This is a genomic window from Streptomyces sp. NPDC001536 (genome assembly GCF_042894505.1).
GTDB lineage: Bacteria > Actinomycetota > Actinomycetes > Streptomycetales > Streptomycetaceae > Streptomyces.
This window is the reverse complement of sequence record NZ_JBIAVQ010000013.1, coordinates 146459-166367: the sequence shown is the minus strand read 5'-3', so window position 1 is coordinate 166367 and position 19909 is coordinate 146459. Positions and strand designations below refer to the sequence as shown.

18 protein-coding genes are annotated in these 19909 nt (G+C 72.4%); 5 read left to right on the top strand and 13 right to left on the bottom strand.

Annotation, left to right across the window (positions count from 1 at the left end; genetic code table 11):
• Window positions 1–16: 16 nt before the first annotated feature.
• Both ACFY0U_RS31795 and ACFY0U_RS31790 read right to left on the bottom strand, forming a co-directional pair.
• Window positions 17–574, bottom strand: a complete 558-nt coding sequence (locus tag ACFY0U_RS31795; protein WP_388641686.1) for an NADPH-dependent FMN reductase — start codon at window positions 572–574, stop codon at window positions 17–19.
• A gap of 5 nt (window positions 575–579) precedes the next feature.
• Window positions 580–828, bottom strand: coding sequence for a hypothetical protein (locus ACFY0U_RS31790; protein ID WP_388641684.1), 249 nt, complete (start codon window positions 826–828; stop codon window positions 580–582).
• On the opposite strand from ACFY0U_RS31790, the gene ACFY0U_RS31785 reads away from it, so the two are divergent.
• Window positions 827–1237, top strand: a complete 411-nt coding sequence (locus ACFY0U_RS31785) for a hypothetical protein (protein WP_388641682.1) — start codon at window positions 827–829, stop codon at window positions 1235–1237. The two genes, ACFY0U_RS31790 and ACFY0U_RS31785, sit on opposite strands and share 2 nt — an antisense overlap.
• Before the next feature lie 28 nt (window positions 1238–1265).
• On the opposite strand, the gene ACFY0U_RS31780 is transcribed toward ACFY0U_RS31785, so the two are convergent.
• The 6 genes from ACFY0U_RS31780 to xylB all read right to left on the bottom strand — a co-directional run bounded on the left by ACFY0U_RS31780 (window position 1266) and on the right by xylB (window position 9013).
• A complete protein-coding gene (locus ACFY0U_RS31780) occupies window positions 1266–2789 on the bottom strand; it encodes an aldehyde dehydrogenase family protein (RefSeq protein WP_388641680.1) in 1524 nt (507 codons plus the stop codon).
• 122 nt (window positions 2790–2911) lie between these two features.
• Window positions 2912–4228, bottom strand: a complete 1317-nt coding sequence (locus ACFY0U_RS31775) for a GAF domain-containing protein (RefSeq protein ID WP_388641678.1) — start codon at window positions 4226–4228, stop codon at window positions 2912–2914.
• A 56-nt stretch (window positions 4229–4284) separates the two neighbouring features.
• Entirely contained in the window at window positions 4285–4890 is a 606-nt protein-coding gene (locus ACFY0U_RS31770) for an N-acetylmuramoyl-L-alanine amidase (protein ID WP_388641676.1), read from the bottom strand.
• A 43-nt stretch (window positions 4891–4933) separates the two neighbouring features.
• Window positions 4934–5947: an acetamidase/formamidase family protein gene (locus tag ACFY0U_RS31765; RefSeq protein WP_388641674.1), complete on the bottom strand. Its 1014-nt coding sequence runs from the start codon at window positions 5945–5947 to the stop codon at window positions 4934–4936.
• Between the two features lie 297 nt (window positions 5948–6244).
• On the bottom strand, window positions 6245–7453 hold the full coding sequence (locus ACFY0U_RS31760; RefSeq protein ID WP_388641673.1) for an ROK family protein: 1209 nt from the start codon (window positions 7451–7453) through the stop codon (window positions 6245–6247).
• Between the two features lie 114 nt (window positions 7454–7567).
• A complete protein-coding gene (xylB, locus tag ACFY0U_RS31755) occupies window positions 7568–9013 on the bottom strand; it encodes a xylulokinase (protein WP_388641671.1) in 1446 nt (481 codons plus the stop codon).
• A 146-nt stretch (window positions 9014–9159) separates the two neighbouring features.
• On the opposite strand from xylB, the gene xylA reads away from it, so the two are divergent.
• Together xylA and ACFY0U_RS31745 are read left to right on the top strand one after the other, a co-directional pair.
• Window positions 9160–10326, top strand: a complete 1167-nt coding sequence (gene xylA, locus ACFY0U_RS31750) for a xylose isomerase (protein WP_388641670.1) — start codon at window positions 9160–9162, stop codon at window positions 10324–10326.
• 422 nt (window positions 10327–10748) lie between these two features.
• A complete protein-coding gene (locus ACFY0U_RS31745; RefSeq protein WP_388641668.1) occupies window positions 10749–11345 on the top strand; it encodes a hypothetical protein in 597 nt (198 codons plus the stop codon).
• On the opposite strand, the gene ACFY0U_RS31740 is transcribed toward ACFY0U_RS31745, so the two are convergent.
• Window positions 11346–12686 (bottom strand): esterase-like activity of phytase family protein, encoded by a 1341-nt coding sequence (locus ACFY0U_RS31740; RefSeq protein ID WP_388641667.1) that lies wholly within the window; start codon window positions 12684–12686, stop codon window positions 11346–11348.
• A 125-nt stretch (window positions 12687–12811) separates the two neighbouring features.
• On the opposite strand from ACFY0U_RS31740, the gene ACFY0U_RS31735 reads away from it, so the two are divergent.
• A complete protein-coding gene (locus tag ACFY0U_RS31735) occupies window positions 12812–13216 on the top strand; it encodes an NUDIX domain-containing protein (RefSeq protein WP_388641665.1) in 405 nt (134 codons plus the stop codon).
• Here the strand turns inward: ACFY0U_RS31735 and ACFY0U_RS31730 are convergent.
• The 3 genes from ACFY0U_RS31730 to ACFY0U_RS31720 are packed head-to-tail and all read right to left on the bottom strand — an operon-like array spanning window position 13203 to window position 17845.
• Window positions 13203–13754 carry a GNAT family N-acetyltransferase gene (locus tag ACFY0U_RS31730; RefSeq protein ID WP_388641664.1) on the bottom strand — a complete coding sequence of 184 codons (552 nt, stop codon included), beginning with the start codon at window positions 13752–13754 and terminating at the stop codon, window positions 13203–13205. The two genes, ACFY0U_RS31735 and ACFY0U_RS31730, sit on opposite strands and share 14 nt — an antisense overlap.
• A 6-nt stretch (window positions 13755–13760) precedes the next feature.
• The gene (locus ACFY0U_RS31725) at window positions 13761–14993 is read right to left on the bottom strand and encodes an SWF or SNF family helicase (protein WP_388641663.1); all 1233 of its coding nucleotides are present in this window, start codon (window positions 14991–14993) and stop codon (window positions 13761–13763) included.
• Window positions 14990–17845 (bottom strand): DEAD/DEAH box helicase, encoded by a 2856-nt coding sequence (locus tag ACFY0U_RS31720; protein WP_388641661.1) that lies wholly within the window; start codon window positions 17843–17845, stop codon window positions 14990–14992. The genes ACFY0U_RS31725 and ACFY0U_RS31720 overlap by 4 nt, the downstream gene beginning before the upstream one ends.
• 246 nt (window positions 17846–18091) lie before the next feature.
• On the opposite strand from ACFY0U_RS31720, the gene ACFY0U_RS31715 reads away from it, so the two are divergent.
• Window positions 18092–18274, top strand: coding sequence for a hypothetical protein (locus ACFY0U_RS31715; protein WP_365396404.1), 183 nt, complete (start codon window positions 18092–18094; stop codon window positions 18272–18274).
• A gap of 10 nt (window positions 18275–18284) precedes the next feature.
• Here ACFY0U_RS31715 and ACFY0U_RS31710 read toward each other — a convergent pair whose 3' ends face one another.
• Window positions 18285–19670 carry a tannase/feruloyl esterase family alpha/beta hydrolase gene (locus ACFY0U_RS31710; protein ID WP_388641907.1) on the bottom strand — a complete coding sequence of 462 codons (1386 nt, stop codon included), beginning with the start codon at window positions 19668–19670 and terminating at the stop codon, window positions 18285–18287.
• Window positions 19671–19909: the final 239 nt, after the last annotated feature.

Here is a 19909-nt window from a genome sequence, read left to right as displayed (position 1 = left end):
AGTCAGCACCCCGAGCTCAGGACGCGAATGCGTCGCTCTCCTCCCGGGCGCGCGTCACCGCCTGGGCGAGGTCGTCGAGCAGGTGCCGTAGGGCTGCCAGGGTGGGCTCGTCCGCGAGGCGGCCGTCCGTCACCTTGCGGGTGGCCTGGGGGATGCGCAGGCCGTCCGGGAGGACGTTCGCACCCATCACGGTGAGGGTCTCGGTGAGCCAGGCACGAGCCCGGTCGCCGCCGGTGACGGCGGGCGACGCGCTCACCAGGGCCACCGGCTTGTCGGCCATCTCACCGCCGCCCACCAGCCACTCCAGCGCGTTCTTCAGGACGCCCGAGGTGCCGTGGGCGTACTCGGGGGTGGCGATCAGCAGGCCGTCCGAGGCGCCGAGCCGGGCGCGCAGCTCCGCGACGATCTCGGGGAGGTCGTTCTCCTCCACGTCCGCGTTGAAGAAGGGCAGCCGGCCGAGGTCCGGCTCGATGGTGATCTCCCACGGCTCCACGAACAGATCGGCAGCCGACCGCAGTACGGCCGCGTTGAGCGAGCCCGATCGCAGACTTCCGCACAGCGCAAGGACTTTCATGGTGATCAGCCTACGATTTCGTTCGTCGCCGGTTCGAAGGTCACCGGCAGGCAGGCAGGCAGGCAGGACAGGGCGCGGGAGACGGCGGACGGGCGGTAGGCCGGCTCGCCGTCGAGGGCCAGGCCCCGGAGCCTGGCGAAGATCAGCGGAACCGCGATGCGCGCCTCCAGGCGGGCCACCAACTCGCCCACGTGGCCGTGTACTTCCTGGAACGCGGCCATCGCCGCGTCGCGGCTGTCCTCGTCGTTGCTCATGACGGCCTCGACCGCGCGCCGCAGCCGCGTGACCGCGACCCTCGGCGCGGCGTCGGTCGGCTTCGCGATGCCCGCCGAGGAGGCCGGGACCCGGGCCTCGGTGACGGTCCGGGTCGAGCGGGCGGGACGTGCCCTGGTCCCGGCCTTCTTCGTGGTGACGGGCGTGACCGTACTGACCGGCCACCTCCCCGGTGTGTCGACGGGGTTCATCCTGCTGGTGGTGGCCCTCGGTGCCTGGACGAGGGACAGGAAGGCTACGCCGGTGCGCGGCTGGCCGGCCGGCCACGGCCCGACTCCTACCGCGGCGCAGTTCCTCACCGAACTCATCGTCCTCCAGGCCGGTTTCAGCGCGGGCATCCTCGCCGCTCCCATGGAACTGTCGCTGATCCTCGTGCGGCACGCTCGGTGATGGGCCCGTGGTGCGTCCGGTGCCGGCTCTAGAAGAACCCGAGTTTCCTCGGGCTGTAGGAAACAAGAAGGTTCTTGGTCTGCTGATAGTGGTCCAGCATCATCTTGTGCGTCTCACGCCCGATCCCGGACTGCTTGTACCCCCCGAACGCCGCGTGAGCGGGGTACGCGTGGTAGCAGTTGGTCCAGACGCGGCCCGCCTGGATGGCGCGGCCGGCGCGGTAGGCGGTGTTGATGTCGCGGGTCCAGACGCCGGCGCCGAGGCCGTACAGGGTGTCGTTCGCGATTTTGACGGCGTCGTCGAAGTCGTCGAAGGACGCGACGGAGACGACGGGTCCGAAGATCTCCTCCTGGAAGATCCGCATGCGGTTGTCGCCCTCGAAGATCGTCGGCTGGACGTAGTAGCCGCCCTTCAACTCTCCGTCGTACTCGATGCGCTGGCCGCCGGTGAGGATCTTCGCGCCTTCCTGGCGGCCGATGTCGAGGTAGGAGAGGATCTTCTCCAGCTGGTCGTTGGAGGCCTGGGCGCCGATCATCGTGTCGGTGTCGAGGGGGTGGCCCGGCTTGATCAGTTCGGTGCGGGCGACCGCCGCCTGAAGGAACTCGGCGTAGTGGCCGCGCTGGACCAGGGCCCGGGACGGACAGGTGCAGACCTCGCCCTGGTTGAGGGCGAACATCGTGAAGCCTTCGAGGGCCTTGTCGCGGAAGTCGTCGTCCTTGGCCCAGACGTCGTCGAAGAAGATGTTGGGCGACTTGCCGCCGAGCTCCAGCGTGACCGGCTTGATGTTCTCCGAGGCGTACTGCATGATCAGCCGCCCCGTCGTGGTCTCGCCGGTGAAGGCCACCTTCGCGACCCGCGCGCTGGACGCGAGCGGCTTGCCCGCCTCCACGCCGAAGCCGTTGACGATGTTCACCACGCCCGGCGGCAGCAGGTCGGCGATCAGGCTCATCCAGTAGTGGATGGACGCCGGGGTCTGTTCGGCCGGCTTGATGACGACCGCGTTGCCCGCGGCGAGGGCGGGGGCCAGCTTCCACACCGCCATCAGGATCGGGAAGTTCCACGGGATGATCTGCGCGACCACGCCGAGCGGTTCGTGGAAGTGGTACGCCACCGTGTCGTCGTCGACCTCGCCGAGGGAGCCCTCCTGGGCGCGGATCGCCCCCGCGAAGTAGCGGAAGTGGTCGATGGCGAGCGGGATGTCGGCCGCCAGCGTCTCGCGCACCGGCTTGCCGTTCTCCCAGCTCTCCGCGACGGCCAGCGGCTCCAGATACGCCTCCATACGGTCGGCGATCTTCAGCAGGATGTCGGAGCGCTCGGTCACCGACCTACGGCCCCAGGCCGGGGCGGCCGCGTGTGCCGCGTCGAGCGCCCGCTCCACGTCCTCCGCCGTACCGCGCGCGATCTCGGTGAACGGCTGCCCGTTCACCGGCGACGGGTTCTCGAAGTACTGCCCACGGGCCGGCGGTACGTACTCGCCGCCGATGAAGTGGTCGTAGCGCGCCTGGTAGGAGACGATCGCGCCCTCGGTTCCGGGCGCCGCGTAACGGGTCATGCCGGTGTGCCTCCCTGGAGCAGCGCTGCCCGCCGTTGGGCAGCTCTCTGCGCGAGGCTAGGGACGGGGACGTTGCAACTACGTTGCCGTCGTCGGCTTCAGGGGCAGGGCAGTCGGCGCGTCTACGGTGCCGCTGCTCCCCGGTGCCGTGCGCCCGGTGCCGTCAGCTCCGCTTCCAGTGCCGCCAGGCGCGAGCGCACCGCCGCCGTCGGACGGGCCGCGGCCAGGGCCCGCCATACGTCGAAGTCGTCCTCGCCCCACGGTGCGTGCGCCCAGTCCGCCAGCAGGTCCGGGTCGCGGCGGGCGATCAGCGCCGTACGGAGGCCGTCGGCGAGACGGTGCCTCAGGCGCACCACCGACGGGGCCTGGGAAGCGGGCAGCAGCGGACCGGAGTACGCCGTCGCCGCCGCCGTGACCGCGCCCGTCTCCAGCCGCCGCTCGACGACCGACACGTCGGACTCGACCGGCACGGTGAGCCGGTAGGGACGCGAGGCCAGCAGACCGAGGCCGAGGACTCTGCGCAGCCGGGCCAGTTCGGCGCGCAGCGTCACCGGCGTCACCGACTCGTCCTCGTACAGCGCGCACAGCAGCTCGTCGCCGGTCAGGCCCTCCGGATGGCGGGACAGCAGCACCATGAGCTCGCTGTGCCGGCGGCTGAGCCTGATCCGGCGGCCTCCGGTGAGCAGTTGCGCCTCGTCACGGCCCAGCGCGGTCAGTTCGGGCAGGTCGGCCGCGGGCATTTCCGGGGCGAGCAACGCCAGATGGGACTCCGCGGCCCGCGCGACCGCCTGGACGAAGCCCAGACTGTGCGGATGCGCCAGCCCGTCACCGCCGGTGATGTCCACGGCACCCAGCACCCGCCCGGTACGGGGGTCGTGCACCGGCGCCGCCGCGCAGGTCCACGGCTGCACCCGCCGGATGAAGTGCTCGGCGGCGAACACCTGCACCGGCCGGTCCAGGGCGACCGCCGTGCCCGGAGCGTTGGTCCCGACCGCCGTCTCCGCCCACCGCGCCCCCGGCACGAAGTTCATCAGCCCCGCCTGCCGCCGGGTCGAGGCGTGCCCCTCGACCCACAGGAGCCGGCCGTGCGCGTCGCACACCGCGAGCAGATGCTCCCCGTCGGCCGCGAAGGTGCCCAGCAGTTCACGGAAGAGCGGCATCACCCGGGCCAGCGGATGCTCGGCCCGGTAGACACCGAGGTCACCCTCCATGAGCTCGACGCTCGCGCTCCCGTCGGGCCCGACACCGGCCCGAGCGGATCGCCGCCACGAATCCGCCACCACCGGTCGCACCGGCCGCGGCACGGTACCGGCCTCGGTGAACGTCTCGTGCGCGCGGCGCAGCATCCGCGCACGCTCGGCGGGGTCGGCCCCCGGCTCCAGGGCCACCCACGGATCGGTCAACTCGGCCTCCCCGAACGGCGTTGCGGCTGGAGACATCGTCACTCCCGGTACGCGCGCGGACAACCTTTTCGACCGGCGTCACCCGAACGACGTCACTGCCCGGCGCGCTCGACCAGCCTCATATAGCGCTCCCAGTCCCAGTGCGGCCCGGGATCGGTGTGGTCCGAACCCGGCACTTCGTAGTGCGCGATGATGTGCGATCGGTCCTTCGGTATCGCGTACTTGGCGCAGATGTCGGCCGTCAGCCGTGCCGACTGTGCGTACAGGACGTCGGTGAAGTAGGCGGGGCGGTCCACCCACCCTTCGTGCTCGATGCCGATACTGCGTGTGTTGTAGTCCCAGTTCCCCGCGTGCCACGCGATGTCGGCCTCGCGGACGCACTGCGCGATGTTGCCGTCCCGGGAACGGACCACATAGTGGGCGGAGACCTGCTTCTCGGGGCTGCGGAAGACTCCCAGGGTCTTGCGGTAGGTCGTCTGCGTCACATGGATGATCACGAGGTCGACCGGGTGGCTCGTCGGGCGGTCCGCCGAGGTGTAGTTGGCGGAGGTCGCCGGCTGCCACTCGGCGAGCGGGTGGTCGACGGGGTGGGTCTCGGCTCCGGCGCGTGCCTCCGGCAGCAGTGCGTACGGGACGGTGGCCAGGGCGGCGCCCTTCAGGAGCCGTCGCCTGCTCGGCAGCGGTCTTGCCCGTTCCATGGACGATCGCCTTTCGGTGGTGCGGTGTTGATCGAGACGCGGCTCAGGCCCGGACGGTTGCCGCGATCTCCCTCAGCCGCGCGTGCAGACCACGGTGCGTCTCCCGCGCGGGCAGCCACTCCTTGCGGATCTTCGCCACGCACGTGTAGTTGGTGTCGCACACATTGGCCAGCGGCGATTCGACGGCCTGGGTCGCGAACTGGTACGCGTCCAGCTCGCTGAACCCGTAGTCGCGCACCAGCCACCGCACCAGGTCGAGCTGGGATATCCGGAACGCGTCCTCCAGCGGGCGCGCCGACCCCGTCGAGATGATGTGGGTGTCCGACTCGATGCGCGGCCAGGGCGTCGCGATCCCCTTCAGCAGCTCCACGATCACCACGGTGTTCATCGCGCACTCGACGGCCACCCCGCAGGTCTCGCCCTCGCCCTGCCGGGCGTGTCCGTCGCCGAGGCTGAGCAGCGCGCCCTCGACGTTCACCCCGAGGTAGCAGGTGACGCCGGCCCGCATCTCCGGGGTGTCCATGTTCCCGCCGTGCGCGTCGGGCACCAGTGCCGAGCGGACCTCCAGGTTGGCGGGGGCCACGCCCACGGTGCCGTGCATCGGGTCCATGGGCAGCTCGGCCTCGAAGTCGCTGTCGTGTGCCCGGAACAGGGCCGTGCGGCGGGTCCGGTCCAGCTGCCAGATCCACACGGTCTCGGGGAGGGGCGGTTGGAGGGTGGCCGTGGTGGGGGTCGAGGTGAGCGCGCCGAAGAGGGGGACGGTGGTGGACGCGGCCCAGTCCCGGGCCGGCTCGATCGACACGAAGTGCACGGCGACGGTGTCGCCCGGCTCGGCGCCCTCGATGTGGAACGGGCCGGTCTGAGGGTTCAGGAACGGGAACTCGCACACCTCGGACACCAGGTCCTTCTCGGACCGCACCCGTCCGGCAAAGCAGTCCTCGGTGTACAGGTCGAGGACCGTGCCGGGCGCGATACGCGCCACGGGCGGCGCACCGCCGAACGTCCAGGCGTACTCGCCCGGTTCGGGCCGCACGGTCAGCATCCGGGGGTCGCTCATGCTGCACTGCTCCGTTCTGCGAAGGCCGATGGGGGAGGGGTCCTCGACATGGGCGCGGGTCGTCAGGGACGCGGGTCGTTTCGGCCGTGCGTCCCAGGTGGCGTCGTATCAGGACGATCAGCACCACGGGAGGCGGATGCCGCACCGGCTGAGCGACTCGCGTGAATCACGGTACGGCGCTGGCAGGTTGGGCAGAAGGGCGCAGTGTGTTTCGGTGGACGGCCCGCGACCTGTGGAGAACCCGCTCACTCGGCCGAGTGAACGAGGTGAGCGGACCGGATCGAAGTCGCCCTGGGATCAGGCGCGTTCGGCCACAGCCGCGGGATCGTCGAGGACGGCCCGAACCACCGAGTGCGCGGCCCCCAGCAACGGCCCCTCGGGACCCAGCCGCGACACGGACACCGGACACGGCGGTCCCGCCGTCCGCCGGGCCAGCTCGGCCTCCAGCGAGGGCAGCAGCCACGGTGCGAGCCCGGACAGCTCACCGCCCAGCACCACGTTCTCGGGGTCCAGCAGATTGACCGCCCCGGTCAGCGCGACGCCGAGCGCCCGCCCCGCGTCCCGCAGGGCAAGGCGTACGGCCTCGTCCCCTTCGGCGGCACGCGTTGCGAGCAGCCCGACCCGGTCGCCCCCCGGCTCCAGACCGGCCGCACGCAGCACCGCCTCCTCACCGGCGTACTGCTCCAGGCAGCCACGCCCACCGCACGGGCACTGCGGCCCCTCCGGTTCCACCGGCACATGTCCCAGCTCGCCCGCGAAGCCGCGCGTCCCGCGCAGCAGACCGCCGGCCACGACGACGGCCGCGCCGATGCCGATCTCCGCCGACACATGCAGGAAGTCGAGCGGGGTGCCGTCGCCTAGCCAGAGTTCGGCGAGGGCGCCGAAGTTGGCCTCGTTGTCCACGGTCAGCGGGAACGCCGTGGGCAGCAGCGCACCGAGGTCCGTGTCGTGCCAGTCGAGGTTCGGGGCGCGCACCACCGTGCGGTCGTCGCGCGCCACCAGACCGGGCACGGCCACGGCGAGCCCCGCAGGCCACAGGCCCTCGCCCGCCGCCTCGGCGACGACCCGGTCGATCAGCTCGGTGAGTTCCTCGATGACCGGCGCGGGGGAGCGGCCGCGGTTCGCACCGTGGCGGACGGCCCGGGCCCGCACCTGGCCGCGCAGGTCGACCGCGCAGACCGCGAGGTGGTCGACGCCGACCTCGGCGCCGATCCCGGCGGGACCGTGCGCGCTGACCGCGAGCGCCGACCCGGGGCGGCCCACCCGGCCGGGGCGCTCGGGGCCGAGCTCTTCGAGCAGGCCCGAGCGTATGAGTTCGTCGACGAGAGTCGACACGGCCGCACGGGTCAGCCCGATCCGCGAGGCGACGGCGGCACGGGAGAGCGGTCCCTCGGCGCTGACGGTGTGCATCACCCGGGCCAGGTTGCGGCGGCGCATGCCCTGCTGGGTGTCGGGCAGCGCGCGCCCCGGTCCGGCCGGGTGGGCGTCGTGCAGCGGTGCGGTCATGCCTCCGTCAGTCCTCTTGGTCGAAACGGTTCTCCGTGAGCCGGTCGGGCAGCGGCCGCCTCGGTGGGCGAGGCCCGGGAGGGGCCGCCGTCCGCCTTCCCGGCGGCGGAGGTCTCAGCCGGTCCCCGTCGGCCTGTCCAGCAGCGGAGCCGCGTCGGAGAGTACCCCGGAGATCCTCGCCATGGTCGCCTCGTCCCGCTCCACGGCCTCCAGCACCGGTCCGGCGGTCGTGTTCCAGCGCCGGGCGACCGCGGCCGGGTCCTCGCCGGTCAGCAGGCCCGCCGCCTGGGCGGCCGCGCCGAGCGCGACGAGCTCCTTGGCCTCGGGGATCTGCACGGGACGCCCCGAGAGCCGGCGTACGGTCTCCTGCCAGGCCCGGCCCCGGGCGCCGCCGCCGATCAGCAGCAGCGGGGCCGAGCGGTCCGCGTCCTCGTCGAGGACCAGGTCGAGCGCGCCGAGCAGCGCGTGCACGGCACCGTCGTAGGCGGCCTGGAGGAGCTGGCCGCCGGTGGTGTCGTGGCGCAGGCCGTGCAGCAGCCCGGAGGCGCCCGGCAGCGCGGGGGTGCGCTCGCCGTCCAGGTAGGGCAGGAGCGTGACACCGGTGGCCGGCTCCACGGCCTCCCGGTCGAGGCCGAGCAGGGCGGCGACGCGGTCGACGGCGAGCGTGCAGTTCAGGGTGCAGGCCAGCGGCAGCCAGTCGCCGTGCGCGTCGGCGAAGCCCGCCACGGTGCCGGTCGGGTCCGCGGGACGCCGCTTGGCGACCGCGTACACCGTGCCCGACGTGCCCAGGCTCAGCACGGGGGTGCCGGGACGCAGTCCGAGGCCCAGCGCGGCGGCCGCGTTGTCGCCGGTGCCCGGGGCGACCAGGGTGCCCTTGGAGAACGGCAGGTCGTGGCGGTCGCGCACGGTCCCGGCGACCTCGCCCGGCCGGACCACGCGGGGCAGCAGGGCCGGGTCGAGCCCGATGTGCGCCAGGGTCTCGTCGTCGTACGCCTCGGTCGCCGACGCCCACCAGCCGGTGCCGGAGGCGTCGCCGCGGTCGGTCGTGCCCTGGCCCGTGAGGCGCTCGGTGAGGTAGTCGTGCGGGAGGCGCACCGCCTTGGTCGCGCGGATCGCGTCCGGCTCGTGCTCGGCGAGCCACGCCCACTTCGTGACCGTGAAGGACGGGCCCGGCACACTGCCGGTGCGCTCCGCCCAGGCCTTCGGTCCGCCCAGCTCCTCGATGAGCCGCGCGGCCTGCGGCGCGGAGCGCACGTCGTTCCACAGCAGGGCGGGGCGCACCGGCTCGCCCTGCGCGTCCAGCGTGACGAGGCCGTGCTGCTGTCCGCCGATCGAGACGGCGGCGGCCTCGCGGGCCGCGTCACCGCACTGGCGCAGGGCCTCGCACAGCGCGTCCCACCACTGACTCGGGTCGCTCTCGCGCCCCGCCCCGGAGGAGACGGTGTGCGAGGCCTGTCCGCTCGCCACCACCCTTCCGGTCGACGCGTCGACGACCAGGGCCTTGGTGGACTGCGTGGACGTGTCCACGCCGACGACGAGCGGACCCTCGGCAGCTGACATCGGGCTCTCCCTTTTGCGTGCTCAAGCGGCTCGTGTCTCCGTCCGAAGACCGTCGGAGACATCTTGTCTCTTCCCAGAGACGCGATCGCATACTAATTTGTAAACGGCCATGACGAAATAGTCGCAAGCGAGCAAGGAGCCGCGACATGAACTACCAGCCCACCCCCGAGGACAGGTTCACCTTCGGCCTGTGGACCGTCGGCTGGCAGGGAAGGGACCCGTTCGGCGACGCCACGCGGCGTGCCCTGGACCCTGTCGAGACCGTGCAGCGCCTGTCCGAGCTCGGTGCCCATGGTGTGACCTTCCACGACGACGACCTGATCCCCTTCGGGGCCTCGGACAGTGCGCGCGAGGGCCACATCAAGCGCTTCCGGGAGGCCCTCGACGCGACCGGCATGAAGGTGCCGATGGCCACCACCAACCTCTTCACGCACCCCGTCTTCAAGGACGGCGCGTTCACCGCGAACGACCGCGACGTGCGCCGCTACGCGCTGCGCAAGACGATCCGCAACATCGACCTGGCGGTCGAGCTGGGCGCCGAGACCTATGTCGCCTGGGGCGGTCGCGAGGGCGCGGAGTCCGGCGCCGCCAAGGACGTACGCGTGGCTCTGGACCGCATGAAGGAGGCCTTCGACCTCCTCGGCGAGTACGTCACCGAGCAGGGCTACGACCTGAAGTTCGCCATCGAGCCCAAGCCGAACGAGCCGCGCGGCGACATCCTGCTCCCCACCGTCGGCCACGCCCTGGCGTTCATCGAGCGCCTGGAGCGCCCGGAGCTCTACGGCGTCAACCCGGAGGTCGGCCACGAGCAGATGGCCGGGCTGAACTTCCCGCACGGCATCGCGCAGGCCCTGTGGGCGGGCAAGCTCTTCCACATCGACCTCAACGGCCAGTCCGGCATCAAGTACGACCAGGACCTGCGCTTCGGCGCGGGCGACCTGCGCTCGGCCTTCTGGCTGGTCGACCTGCTGGAGAGCGCCGGTTACGCGGGCCCGAAGCACTTCGACTTCAAGCCGCCGCGCACCGAGGACATCGACGGTGTCTGGGCGTCGGCCGCGGGCTGCATGCGCAACTACCTCATCCTCAAGGAGCGTGCGGCCGCCTTCCGCGCCGACCCGCAGGTCCTGGAGGCGCTGCGGGCCGCGCGTCTGGACGAGCTGGCCCAGGCCACGGCGGCGGACGGCCTGAAGTCGCTGCTCGCGGACCGTACGGCGTTCGAGGAGTTCGACGTGGAGGCGGCCGCCGCGCGCGGTATGGCCTTCGAGCAGCTCGACCAGCTGGCGATGGACCACCTGCTGGGCGCCCGCGGCTGAACGCACGCGTGCGTGCGTGTGTGATCGGTCTCCCTGTTTGATCGGCCCCCGCGCGGAATGCTCCGGAACCATGCCGTCCATGGCATGAACCGGTATCAACTTCCGTGCGGGGGTCGCGCCGTGCCCCGCGCACGGCGACCCTGGACGGTATGGCCATGCCGCCCGTACCGCCTCAGCCGCCCGGGCCGCCGGACGACACGCCGCCCTACGGCGGCGGCTTCGGCCCCCCTCCTGAAGGCTTCGGCTCCTCGGGAGGGGGCTATGGACCTCCGGGAGGGTACGGTCCGCCTCCCGGCGGGTACGGCCCGCCTCCCGGAGGCGAGGGACCGCCCTCGTACGGGGGTTGGGACCCGCCTCCGCCGCCGGAACCGCCCGGTGGCGGTCCGGGCCGGGGCCGCAGCCCGCTGTTCATCCTGCTCACCGTGCTCGTGGTCGCCGCGGCCGTGGCCGCCGTCGTGCTGATGGCGTCGGGCAACGACGACGACTCGCCGGGCGACAAGCCCAGCGCGAGCGCGAGCAGCTCGCCCCGCCCCACGCTGAGCCTGCCGACCGAACTGCCCACCAAACTCCCGACCAAGCTGCCGACCCAGCTGCCCTCGCAGTTCCCCACCGACCTGCCGAGCGAGTTCCCGAGCGGCCTCGAATCGCTGTTCCCGTCCTTCGCGTCCGACGAAGTGCCGTACTACATGCTGCGGACCGGCGACTGCTTCGACACCGACGGCGACCGGCCCGGGCAGGCGGCCAAACGCTCCTGCGGGCAACCGCACGACGCGGAGGTCGTGAAGGTCGCTGAACTCGAAGGCGACTACACGACCGACGCGGCCCTGAAGAAGGCCGCGTCGGACCTGTGCGAGCGGACGCTCGACAGCAAGGCGGCGGACCAGCCCGGCGGGACCGTCCGCGGCACCCTGGTGCAGTACCCGGACGCCGCCGGCTACCGGCTCGGCATCGACAACGTGGCGTGCAGCCTGGCCGCCGACACCGAGGGCACCCGCAAGCTCACCGCACCCCTGACGTGATCAGATGCCGTGCGGCAGCCGCACGTACGTCACCGTCGTCTCCACCCCGCTGTCGACCAGCCGGCCCTGCGCGTCGAACGCGCCCGTGCCGTCGGTCATCCCGAAGTCGTTGTCGTTGATCAGGGCGAGCGTGTCGCGGTCCACGCGCGCGACGCCCTCGATCTTCCCCGGCACCCCGTCGACCGTGCCCAGGTCGACCACCAGACGCTTGGCGAGCACCGGCACCCCCGAGGCGGCCGGGTCGTCGAGCTGCTCCAGCGACGGGGACGTGGAGTCGTCGTCGTAGAGGCCGCCGAGGATGTTCGCCCTGCGGTCCAGGCGGACGAGCTGGAGCCGTGCCGCCTTGTCGGTGCGCTCCTCGACCAGCAGACGGTCGCCGCCCACGGCGACCACCGAGGAGATCTTCAGCTCGGAGGTGTCGTCCTCGCTCGGGTCGACGACGTCCACCGGGTCGAAGCGGTACGCGTACTCGGCGGTGACGGCCTTCTTCCTGGGCGAGAACCGCAGCAGACGGGTCGTCCGCGACGCCTCACCCGCGTCCGTGTCCGGCAGGGACAGCGGGCTCTGCACGGCCAGCACCAGGTCACCGCCCGGCAGTTGGGCGAGCCCTTCGAAGCCGCGGTTGATCTTCCGGTGCAGTAGCACGGCGGGCAGCGCCTCCACCACCGGGTAGCCGGTACCGGTGAGGTTCAGCCCCTCGGGGACGTAGCGCGTCAGCACCTTCCCGCGCGCGGAGACATGGACCAGCGAGGGCCCGTACTCGTCGACGATCCAGAAACTGCCGTCCGCGGCCCGCACGATGCCCTCGGTGTCCAGCCCGTTCGGGTTGTACGACAGGGGCGTCCTCGCGTCATAGGTGTACGGCGCCTCGTCGCGCCCCTCCTGGTTCGACAGCCCGGTGACCGGCTTGCCGGAGGAGGTGGTGATCGGGATCGCGTCCAGCACCTTCACGGTGTCGCCCGACACCTTGATCCTCACGATCGCCGGGTCGAATCCGGGCACGGGGAACGTGCGGCGCTTCGTGCCGTCGACCTTGATCTGGCCGTTGGGGCCGCGATCGGTGACGGTCCAGAACTCGCCCTTGCGGCCCGCGGGGTAGATGTCGCTGCCGATACCGCCGAGGTCCACGCCCCGGTCGTCAGCCACCGTGCCGGGCAGCAGCGCGTTGCTGAACGCGCCCAGCGGGATGTCCCCGAGCGTCGCCGTGCGGATGACATGCGGCTCGCCCGACGAGGCGCCCTCGGCCGGGGAAGCGGCCACGAGCGCGGCCAGCACGGCGAAGGGCACGCCCGCCGCGAGGGAACGGTGGACGCGGCGCCGGCCGGTGGCAGACGGGGACATCGGGCCTCCTGGGTGAACAAGTGCGTTGACAGCGGCCAGATTTGGGCCCCGTGTCGAACGCCGTGCGACCGCCAGGTGAACGACGTGTGGCAGGGGCTCGTCAAGCGTGGGTGAGGATGGGCCCCATGACACAAGAGGTGCTCGAAGTCGTGGCGGCCGCGATCGTCCGCAAGGGGCGGCTCCTGGTGGTGAGCAAGCAGGCGGCCCCCGAGGTCTTCTATGTGCCGGGCGGCAAACCGGACCCGGGCGAGGCGCCCCTGGAGACGCTGTACCGCGAGCTGGACGAGGAGTTGGGGGTACGGCCCCTGGAACCGCGGTTCCTGGCCGACGTCGAAGCCGTGGCCGCCCTCGAAGGCGTGCCCATGCGGATGTCCCTCTACGGTGCGCGCCTTGCCCAAGTGCCCCGCCCCGCCGCCGAACTGGCGCATCTGCGCTGGATCACCGGGCACGAGGACGACATCCGGATCGCGCCGGCGGTCAGGGACCACGTCCTGCCGATGCTGTGGCAGGGCCGCCTCACGGAGTCGTAGCAGCCCTGGCGGGTGCCAGGAACACGACCACGTCCGTCTCCTGCCCGGGCAGCGGTTCGGGCTCCGTCCAGCCGGTACGACGGTAGAACGCGAGCGTGTCGTGCGCCTGGTCCCAGGTCAGCAGCCACGCCCGGCCCTCGGGCACCGTCGCGGTCAGGGCCGACAGCAGCCGACGGCCCAGACCGTTGCCGCGGGCGTGCGACCGTACGCCCAACTCGTCGACCTCGAAGGCGCCGACCAGCAGCTCGTCGACACGGTCGGCGCCGAGCCGGCGGGTGACCTTGCCGTACGCGCGGTCGCAGCGGAAGGGAGACGGCGTGGTCCAGCCCGTGACGAAACCGTCCACCCCACCGCTGTCCGAGAGCGCCAGGACGGCACGGAAACCGGGGCGGCGCGCGTCCGTCTCCAGCCGCTCCCGGAACGCCGAGCGGGTCTCCTCGGCGTTCCGGTGGTCCCAGGGCGGGGCGGTGAAGATCTCGGCGTACGCCTCGGTGAGCTCGTCCGCGACGGTGAGGATGTCCTGGCCGAAGTGCCTCATGGCACGTCAACCTATCTCCAACGCCTCCTGAGCCGCGGCCAGCGCGGTCGCGGGATCCTGGACGGCGCTCCCCGCGGGCACCCAGCGGCCCCGCTCCTTCCGGTACGGCCACCAGCGCCCGTCGCGCCCCAGGCGCAACTGGCTCGAAGAGCCCACCACCGTCCACCGGTTGCCCTTCGCCCGCAACGACGGCCGCTCCTCCTCGTCCCACGCCGAGTCGAGCGCGGCCCGCGCGCGTGCGAGCGTTTCACCCCCTACGGTCCATTCCTCCTCCAGCACGTCCAGCGCGGCCACGCCGCCGTCCCGCCACGCGCGCACGGCCGGCGACAGCTCCTCCGGGGTGCGCCCCGACCCCTCCGACAGCCGCTCCAGCACGGCCCTGTCAGGAGCGCCCACCGCGAGGCGTACGGCGTCCTGGGCGAGCGTCAACTCGTCGTCGACAGCGTCCTGTCCGGCCAGCACACGCAGAGCCTGGGCCGCGGTCCGGGCGGCCAGGTATTCCAGGGCGGCCGGATCGACACCGGGCGGGGCCGGAGTCTCGGTGTCCAGGGAAGGCGGTACGCCGGGCTCCTCGGGGAGTTCCGGCAGGAGGGGCAGCGGCGGAAGGATGTCCCCGGCCGCGAACGCCTCGGCGGCGTCCACGCCCTCCCGGAGGACCGGCGCCTCGTCGGGTACGGCGGTACGGCCCTGGAGGTCCTCCAGCAAGGCGCGCTCGCCGCGGCCCCGCATCAGCAGCAGGACGAAGGGGTCCTCGTCCAGCAGCCGCGCCACCTGGTAGCAGAGCGCCGCCGTGTGCCCGCAGTGGTCCCAGGCCTCGCAGTCGCACTCCGGCTCCAGCTCGCCCATGCCCGGCAGGAGTTCGACGCCCGCGGCCGCCGCGTCCTCCACCAGGTGCGGTGGCATGTCGCGGTCCAGGAGAGCCGCGACATGGCCGGCGCGCTCGACCGTCATGTCCAGGAAGCGGTCCCACTGGTCGTCGGACAGCTGCTCCAGCAGCACATCGGCCCGGTGCGGGGTGCGGTCGCGGTCCTGGACGACGGCCGTGATGCGCCCCGGCCGTACCGACACCGCGCCGACGGCTCCCGCGCGCGCGAGCCTGCGGCCGGTCTTCACCTGCTGGGAGTCGAGCGCGGCGTCCTCCAGCGCCTTCAGCCAGGCCTGGCCCCACCAGGTCTGCGCGAAGCCCTTCCCGTGCGCGGGAGGGAGCGCGGCGAACGTGCGTTCCGTGTCGTCACTCATCGTGTGCCCCCTCGCAGTTCGACCAGATCCGCCAGCTCCGCGTCCGTCAGTTCCGTGAGCGCCGCCTCCCCGGCGCCGAGCACCGCGTCGGCCAACTCCCGCTTGCGGCTGAGCATGTCGGCGATGCGGTCCTCGATGGTGCCCTCGGCGATCAACCGGTGCACCTGCACCGGCCGGTTCTGCCCGATCCGGTACGCTCGGTCGGTGGCCTGCGCCTCCACGGCCGGGTTCCACCAGCGGTCGTAGTGCACGACATGCTCGGCCCGGGTGAGGTTCAGCCCCGTACCCGCCGCCTTCAACGACAGCAGGAACACCGGGACCTCACCGTCCTGGAAGCGCTGGACCATCGCCTCCCGCTGTGCGACGGGCGTGCCGCCGTGCAGGAACTGCGAGGGCACTCCGCGGGCGGCCAGGTGCCGCTCGATGAGGCGGGCCATCTGCACGTACTGGGTGAAGACCAGCACGCCCGCCTCCTCGGAGAGGATGGTGTCGAGCAACTCGTCCAGGAGTTCCAGCTTTCCGGACCGTCCGTCGATCCTCGGCCGGTCCTCCTTGAGGTACTGCGCCGGGTGGTTGCAGATCTGCTTCAGCCCGGTCAGCAGCTTCACGATCAGCCCGCGCCGCGCCATGCTGTCGGCGCCGGAGATCTCCGCGAGCGTCTCGCGCACCACCGCCTCGTACAGACCCGCCTGCTCCTTGGTGAGCGACACCGCGCGGTCCGTCTCCGTCTTCGGCGGCAGCTCCGGAGCGATGCCGGGGTCCGACTTGCGGCGGCGCAGCAGGAACGGGCGCACCAGCCGCGACAGCCGCTCGGCGGCCCTCGGGTCCCGGCCGCCCTCGATGGCCTGCGCGTACCGCGCGCGGAACGTACCGAGGCGGCCCAGCAGACCGGGAGTCGTCCAGTCGAGGATCGCCCACAGCTCCGACAGGTTGTTCTCCACCGGGGTGCCGGTGAGCGCCACGCGTGCGCGTGCGCCGATGGAACGCAGCTGCCGTGCCGTCGCCGAGTAAGGGTTCTTGACGTGCTGCGCCTCGTCGGCCACGACCATGCCCCACGACACGTCGGCCAGCCGGCCGGCGTCGAGCCGCATCGTGCCGTACGTGGTGAGCACGAACTCCCCGTCGGACAGGGCGTCCAGGTCCCGTCGCGGCCCGTGGAAGCGGCGCACGCGCGTGCCGGGAGCGAACTTCTCGATCTCGCGCTGCCAGTTGCCCATGAGGGACGTCGGGCACACCACGAGCGTGGGGCCGGCGGTCGACGGGTCCGTCTGCCGGTGCAGATGCAGGGCGATGAGCGTGATCGTCTTGCCGAGCCCCATGTCGTCGGCGAGACAGCAGCCCAGCCCCAGGGAGGTCATCCGCGCCAGCCAGTTGAGGCCGCGCCGCTGGTAGTCCCGCAGTGTGGCCGCGAGCTGCGCGGGCTGCTCGACCGGCTGTTGCGCCTCGGGGTCGGCGAGCCGCTCCCGCAGGGTCGCGAGCCATCCCGTGGGGTGCACCTCGACCCGGTGGCCGTCGATCTCCGTGGAGCCCGTGAGAGCGGCGCCAAGCGCGTCGACGGGGGTGATCTTGCGGTCCTGCTGGGCGCGGGCCCGGCGCACCTGCTGCGGGTCGATCAGGACCCACTGGTCACGCAGCCGCACGACCGGGCGGTTCGACTCGGCCAGTCGGTCGAGCTCCTCGCGAGTGAGCTGATGATCGCCCAGTGCGAACCGCCAGTTGAAGGCCAGGAGCGCGTCTGCGGAGAGGAAGGACGGTGTGTCCGAGGAGAGTCTGCCGGGCCCCGGCTCGTCGTCGGGCGGGCCGACCACCGCGCGGGCCGTCAGTTCGCGGGCGAGGTCCTTGGGCCAGTGCACGTCGACGCCGGCCGCGGCGAGAGTCCGGGCGCCGGCCACGAGGAGATCGGTGACCTCCTCGTCGGCGAGTTCGAGCGCGTTCGGCACGGCCGCCGAGAGCAGGGGCGCGAGCGAGGGCCAGGCGCGGGCCGCGCGGCGCAACGCGAGCAGAGCGTCCATCCGCGCGCGCGGGCCGAAGGCCCCACCCGGCCCGGCCCATACCTCGGCGGCGTCCGCGACCAGCGCCGGATCGCTCACGTCGTGCACCTGGAGCACGGCCCGGAACGCCGGGGCGGCGTCGTCCTGCGCCGCGGTCGAGAGACCGGACACCTCGATCCGCAACGACAGTCGTACGCCCGCGTCGTGGCCCGCGGCCACATCGGCCGCCCAGGCCCGGTGCCCGGGCACGTGCCGCGGTTCCGGCGCCGCGTAGGCGGGGCCGCCGGTCACGAGCGACGCGGCGGGGGAGCGGGGCAGTGTGTCGGTGATCGCGTCGAGGAAGGCGCGCAGCAGCCGCTCGGGGTCGGGCAGCCGCAGCGGTGGGCCGTCGTCGAGCGGTACGGCGTGCGCCTCGGGCGGCATCGCCGCGGCCAGCGCCCGGACCCGCTCGATGTCCTCGGGGCGCAGCGGGCCCATGCGCCAGGCGTCGTGGTCGCCCTCGGACAGGCCGGGCAGCAGCAGCCCGCGGGCCGCGAGTTGCAGGGCGTGCACGGCGGCCGTGCCCCAGAACACGGTCGCCCGATGGCCGTGCGTGGCGGCACGCGCACGCGTGAGGACGGGCAGGGCCGCCCGCACCGGCAGCAGCACGGCCGGCACGGTCACCGTCTCCACCCCCTCCTCCGCGGGCACGACGACGGTCAGGTCCTCGACGGCCCCGGACGCGACGGTCGGCGGCGCGTCGCCATCGGGGTCCCAGAAGGCGACGCCGCCGGTGCGGGCCGGGTCGCCGGGGACGAACACGGCACAGCAACGGGCCAGTTCGGAGATCTCGGACGGTGTTGCCGCGGGAATCCTCGGCACAGGAATGCGACACTCCTCAAACTTGACTACTCAGCGCGGAGTGGCCGAGGTTACAGCACGTGCCCGGCCGACCCGGAACGACCGGGCCGTGACCTGGGTCACCTCGGGGAGGGGATGGGTATCCCTGTCTCAGGGACGCCTAGGGGTAGCGCCTCAGGGACGTCTCAGGGTCGTGGTGCGGAACCGTGGGGAGCGCGGGCCCGTTTTCAGGACAGAGAGCGGCAGTGGCCGCGAAGGAGGCGACACATGTCCAAGAACGCGAAGATCGCCGCAGGAGGTGTGGCGGTCGGCATCCTTCTGTTGTTCTGGCTGCCGTGGTGGGCCGCGCTCCTGATAGTCCTGGGAGTACCGGCCGCCGCGTACCTCACGCTGGACCCCTCGCAGCGGCGCAGGCTGCGCCGTGTCACACGCAAGGAGCTCGGTCGCTGAGACCCTCGGGCTACCGGGCCGTCCCGGCCCGCTCGGCCAGGGGGCAGGAGTCGACCACGTCGCCGCTCGCGGGCCTGCTCACGGCATGGTCCGCGGGCGGCGGCGTGCCCCGCTCCACCCATGACACCAGTGCGTCGAAGGCCGACCGGTAGCAGGGCAGTATCGGCCGCAGCCGGTCCGGAAAGGTGTCGTACAGGCCGTCGACGTGCGTGCCGCCCTCGACCGTGTAGTAGCGGTGCAGACGGCCCCTGCCGCTCGTGTCGATCATGCGCGCGTACACATCGGAGTCGGCGACTTGGGGCAGCAGCGCGTCCAGGTCGCCGTGCAGGGTGATCAGCGGCCGGCCGATCCGTCCGGTCAGCGCCACCCGGGCCACGGCGCGATGGACGGAGTCAGGGCGTGACGCGTAGTCGTAGGTCGCGTCGGTGGCGCAGGGTGCCAGCACCTGCTCCGGGGTGGTTCCGGCGGTCGGACCCGGGCAGGCGGGGTCGTAGGCCGGGTCGAACTCCGCGCGGTAGATCTTCTGTGTGACTCCCCAATAGGCCTTCTCGTGGTAGGGCCACAGGAACTCCGAGCCGCGCGCGAAGCCCACCGCGTACAGGTCCGCGTCCCGCGCCGAACCGGTCATCCGGGCCACGGCGGTGGGCAGCGAGGTGAGCAGGTTCGGGCCGTCCGCGGTCCACAGCGCGCCCTCCCAGTCCACGCCGCCGTCGTAGAGCTCCGGATGGTTCTCCAGTTGCCAGCGCGTGAGATAGCCGCCGTTGGAGACGCCCGTCATGTACGTGCGCCTCGGGGCGTGCCCGTATCGCTGGGCCACCACACGCCTGGCCGCGCGCGTGAGCTGCGTGGTGCGGGCGTTCCACTCGGCGACCGCGTCACCGGGACGGGTGCCGTCGCGGTAGAAGTCGGCGCCGTTGTTGCCCTTGTCGGTCGCGGCGTAGGCGTAACCCCGCGCGAGCACCTGGTCGGAGATCGCCGTGTCCGTGGCGTACTGCCTGCGCGTACCCGGGGCGCCCGTCACCACGAGCCCGCCGTTCCAGCGGTCCGGCAGCCGGATCACGAACTGGGCGTCGTGCTGCCAGCCGTGGGTGGCGTTGAAGCGGGAGGAGTCGGGGAAGTAGCCGTCGATCTGCACACCGGGCACCCCGGACGGGGTGCGGGTCCCCTTGGCCGTCAGCCCCGCCTGGTCGGCCATGTCGGTGTACGGGGTGCCCGCCAGCCCGGCGGTCGTCAGGTCCGTGAGGCACGCGCTCTGCTGGTGGGCCGCGCCCGGCACGTCGACTCGGCCTTGTCGTGCGCAGTGGCCATCCGGCGTGCCTGCGGCGGGAGTCGGCCAGGTGAGGGCCGTCGCCACCAGTGCGGCGGCGAGAAGCGGGACACCTCGGGACAGGGGCATGAGGGCCTCCAGGACGGGGCGGGGAGTCGCGGGCTGCCTCATGGTGCGAGTGCCGTACCGCGCCATCCATGGGTCGGGGCCACATGGAATGAGGTCGCCGTATGTGAAGTGCCGTGCGGAGGACGGAGATCGGAGACCCGGGGGCGGGGATCGGAGGACGAAGATCGGGGGCGCGAGAAATGCGTTTGCGCAGTTGATCAGCGGCACCCCACCATGGCCCACATGACTTTCGGAAAGGA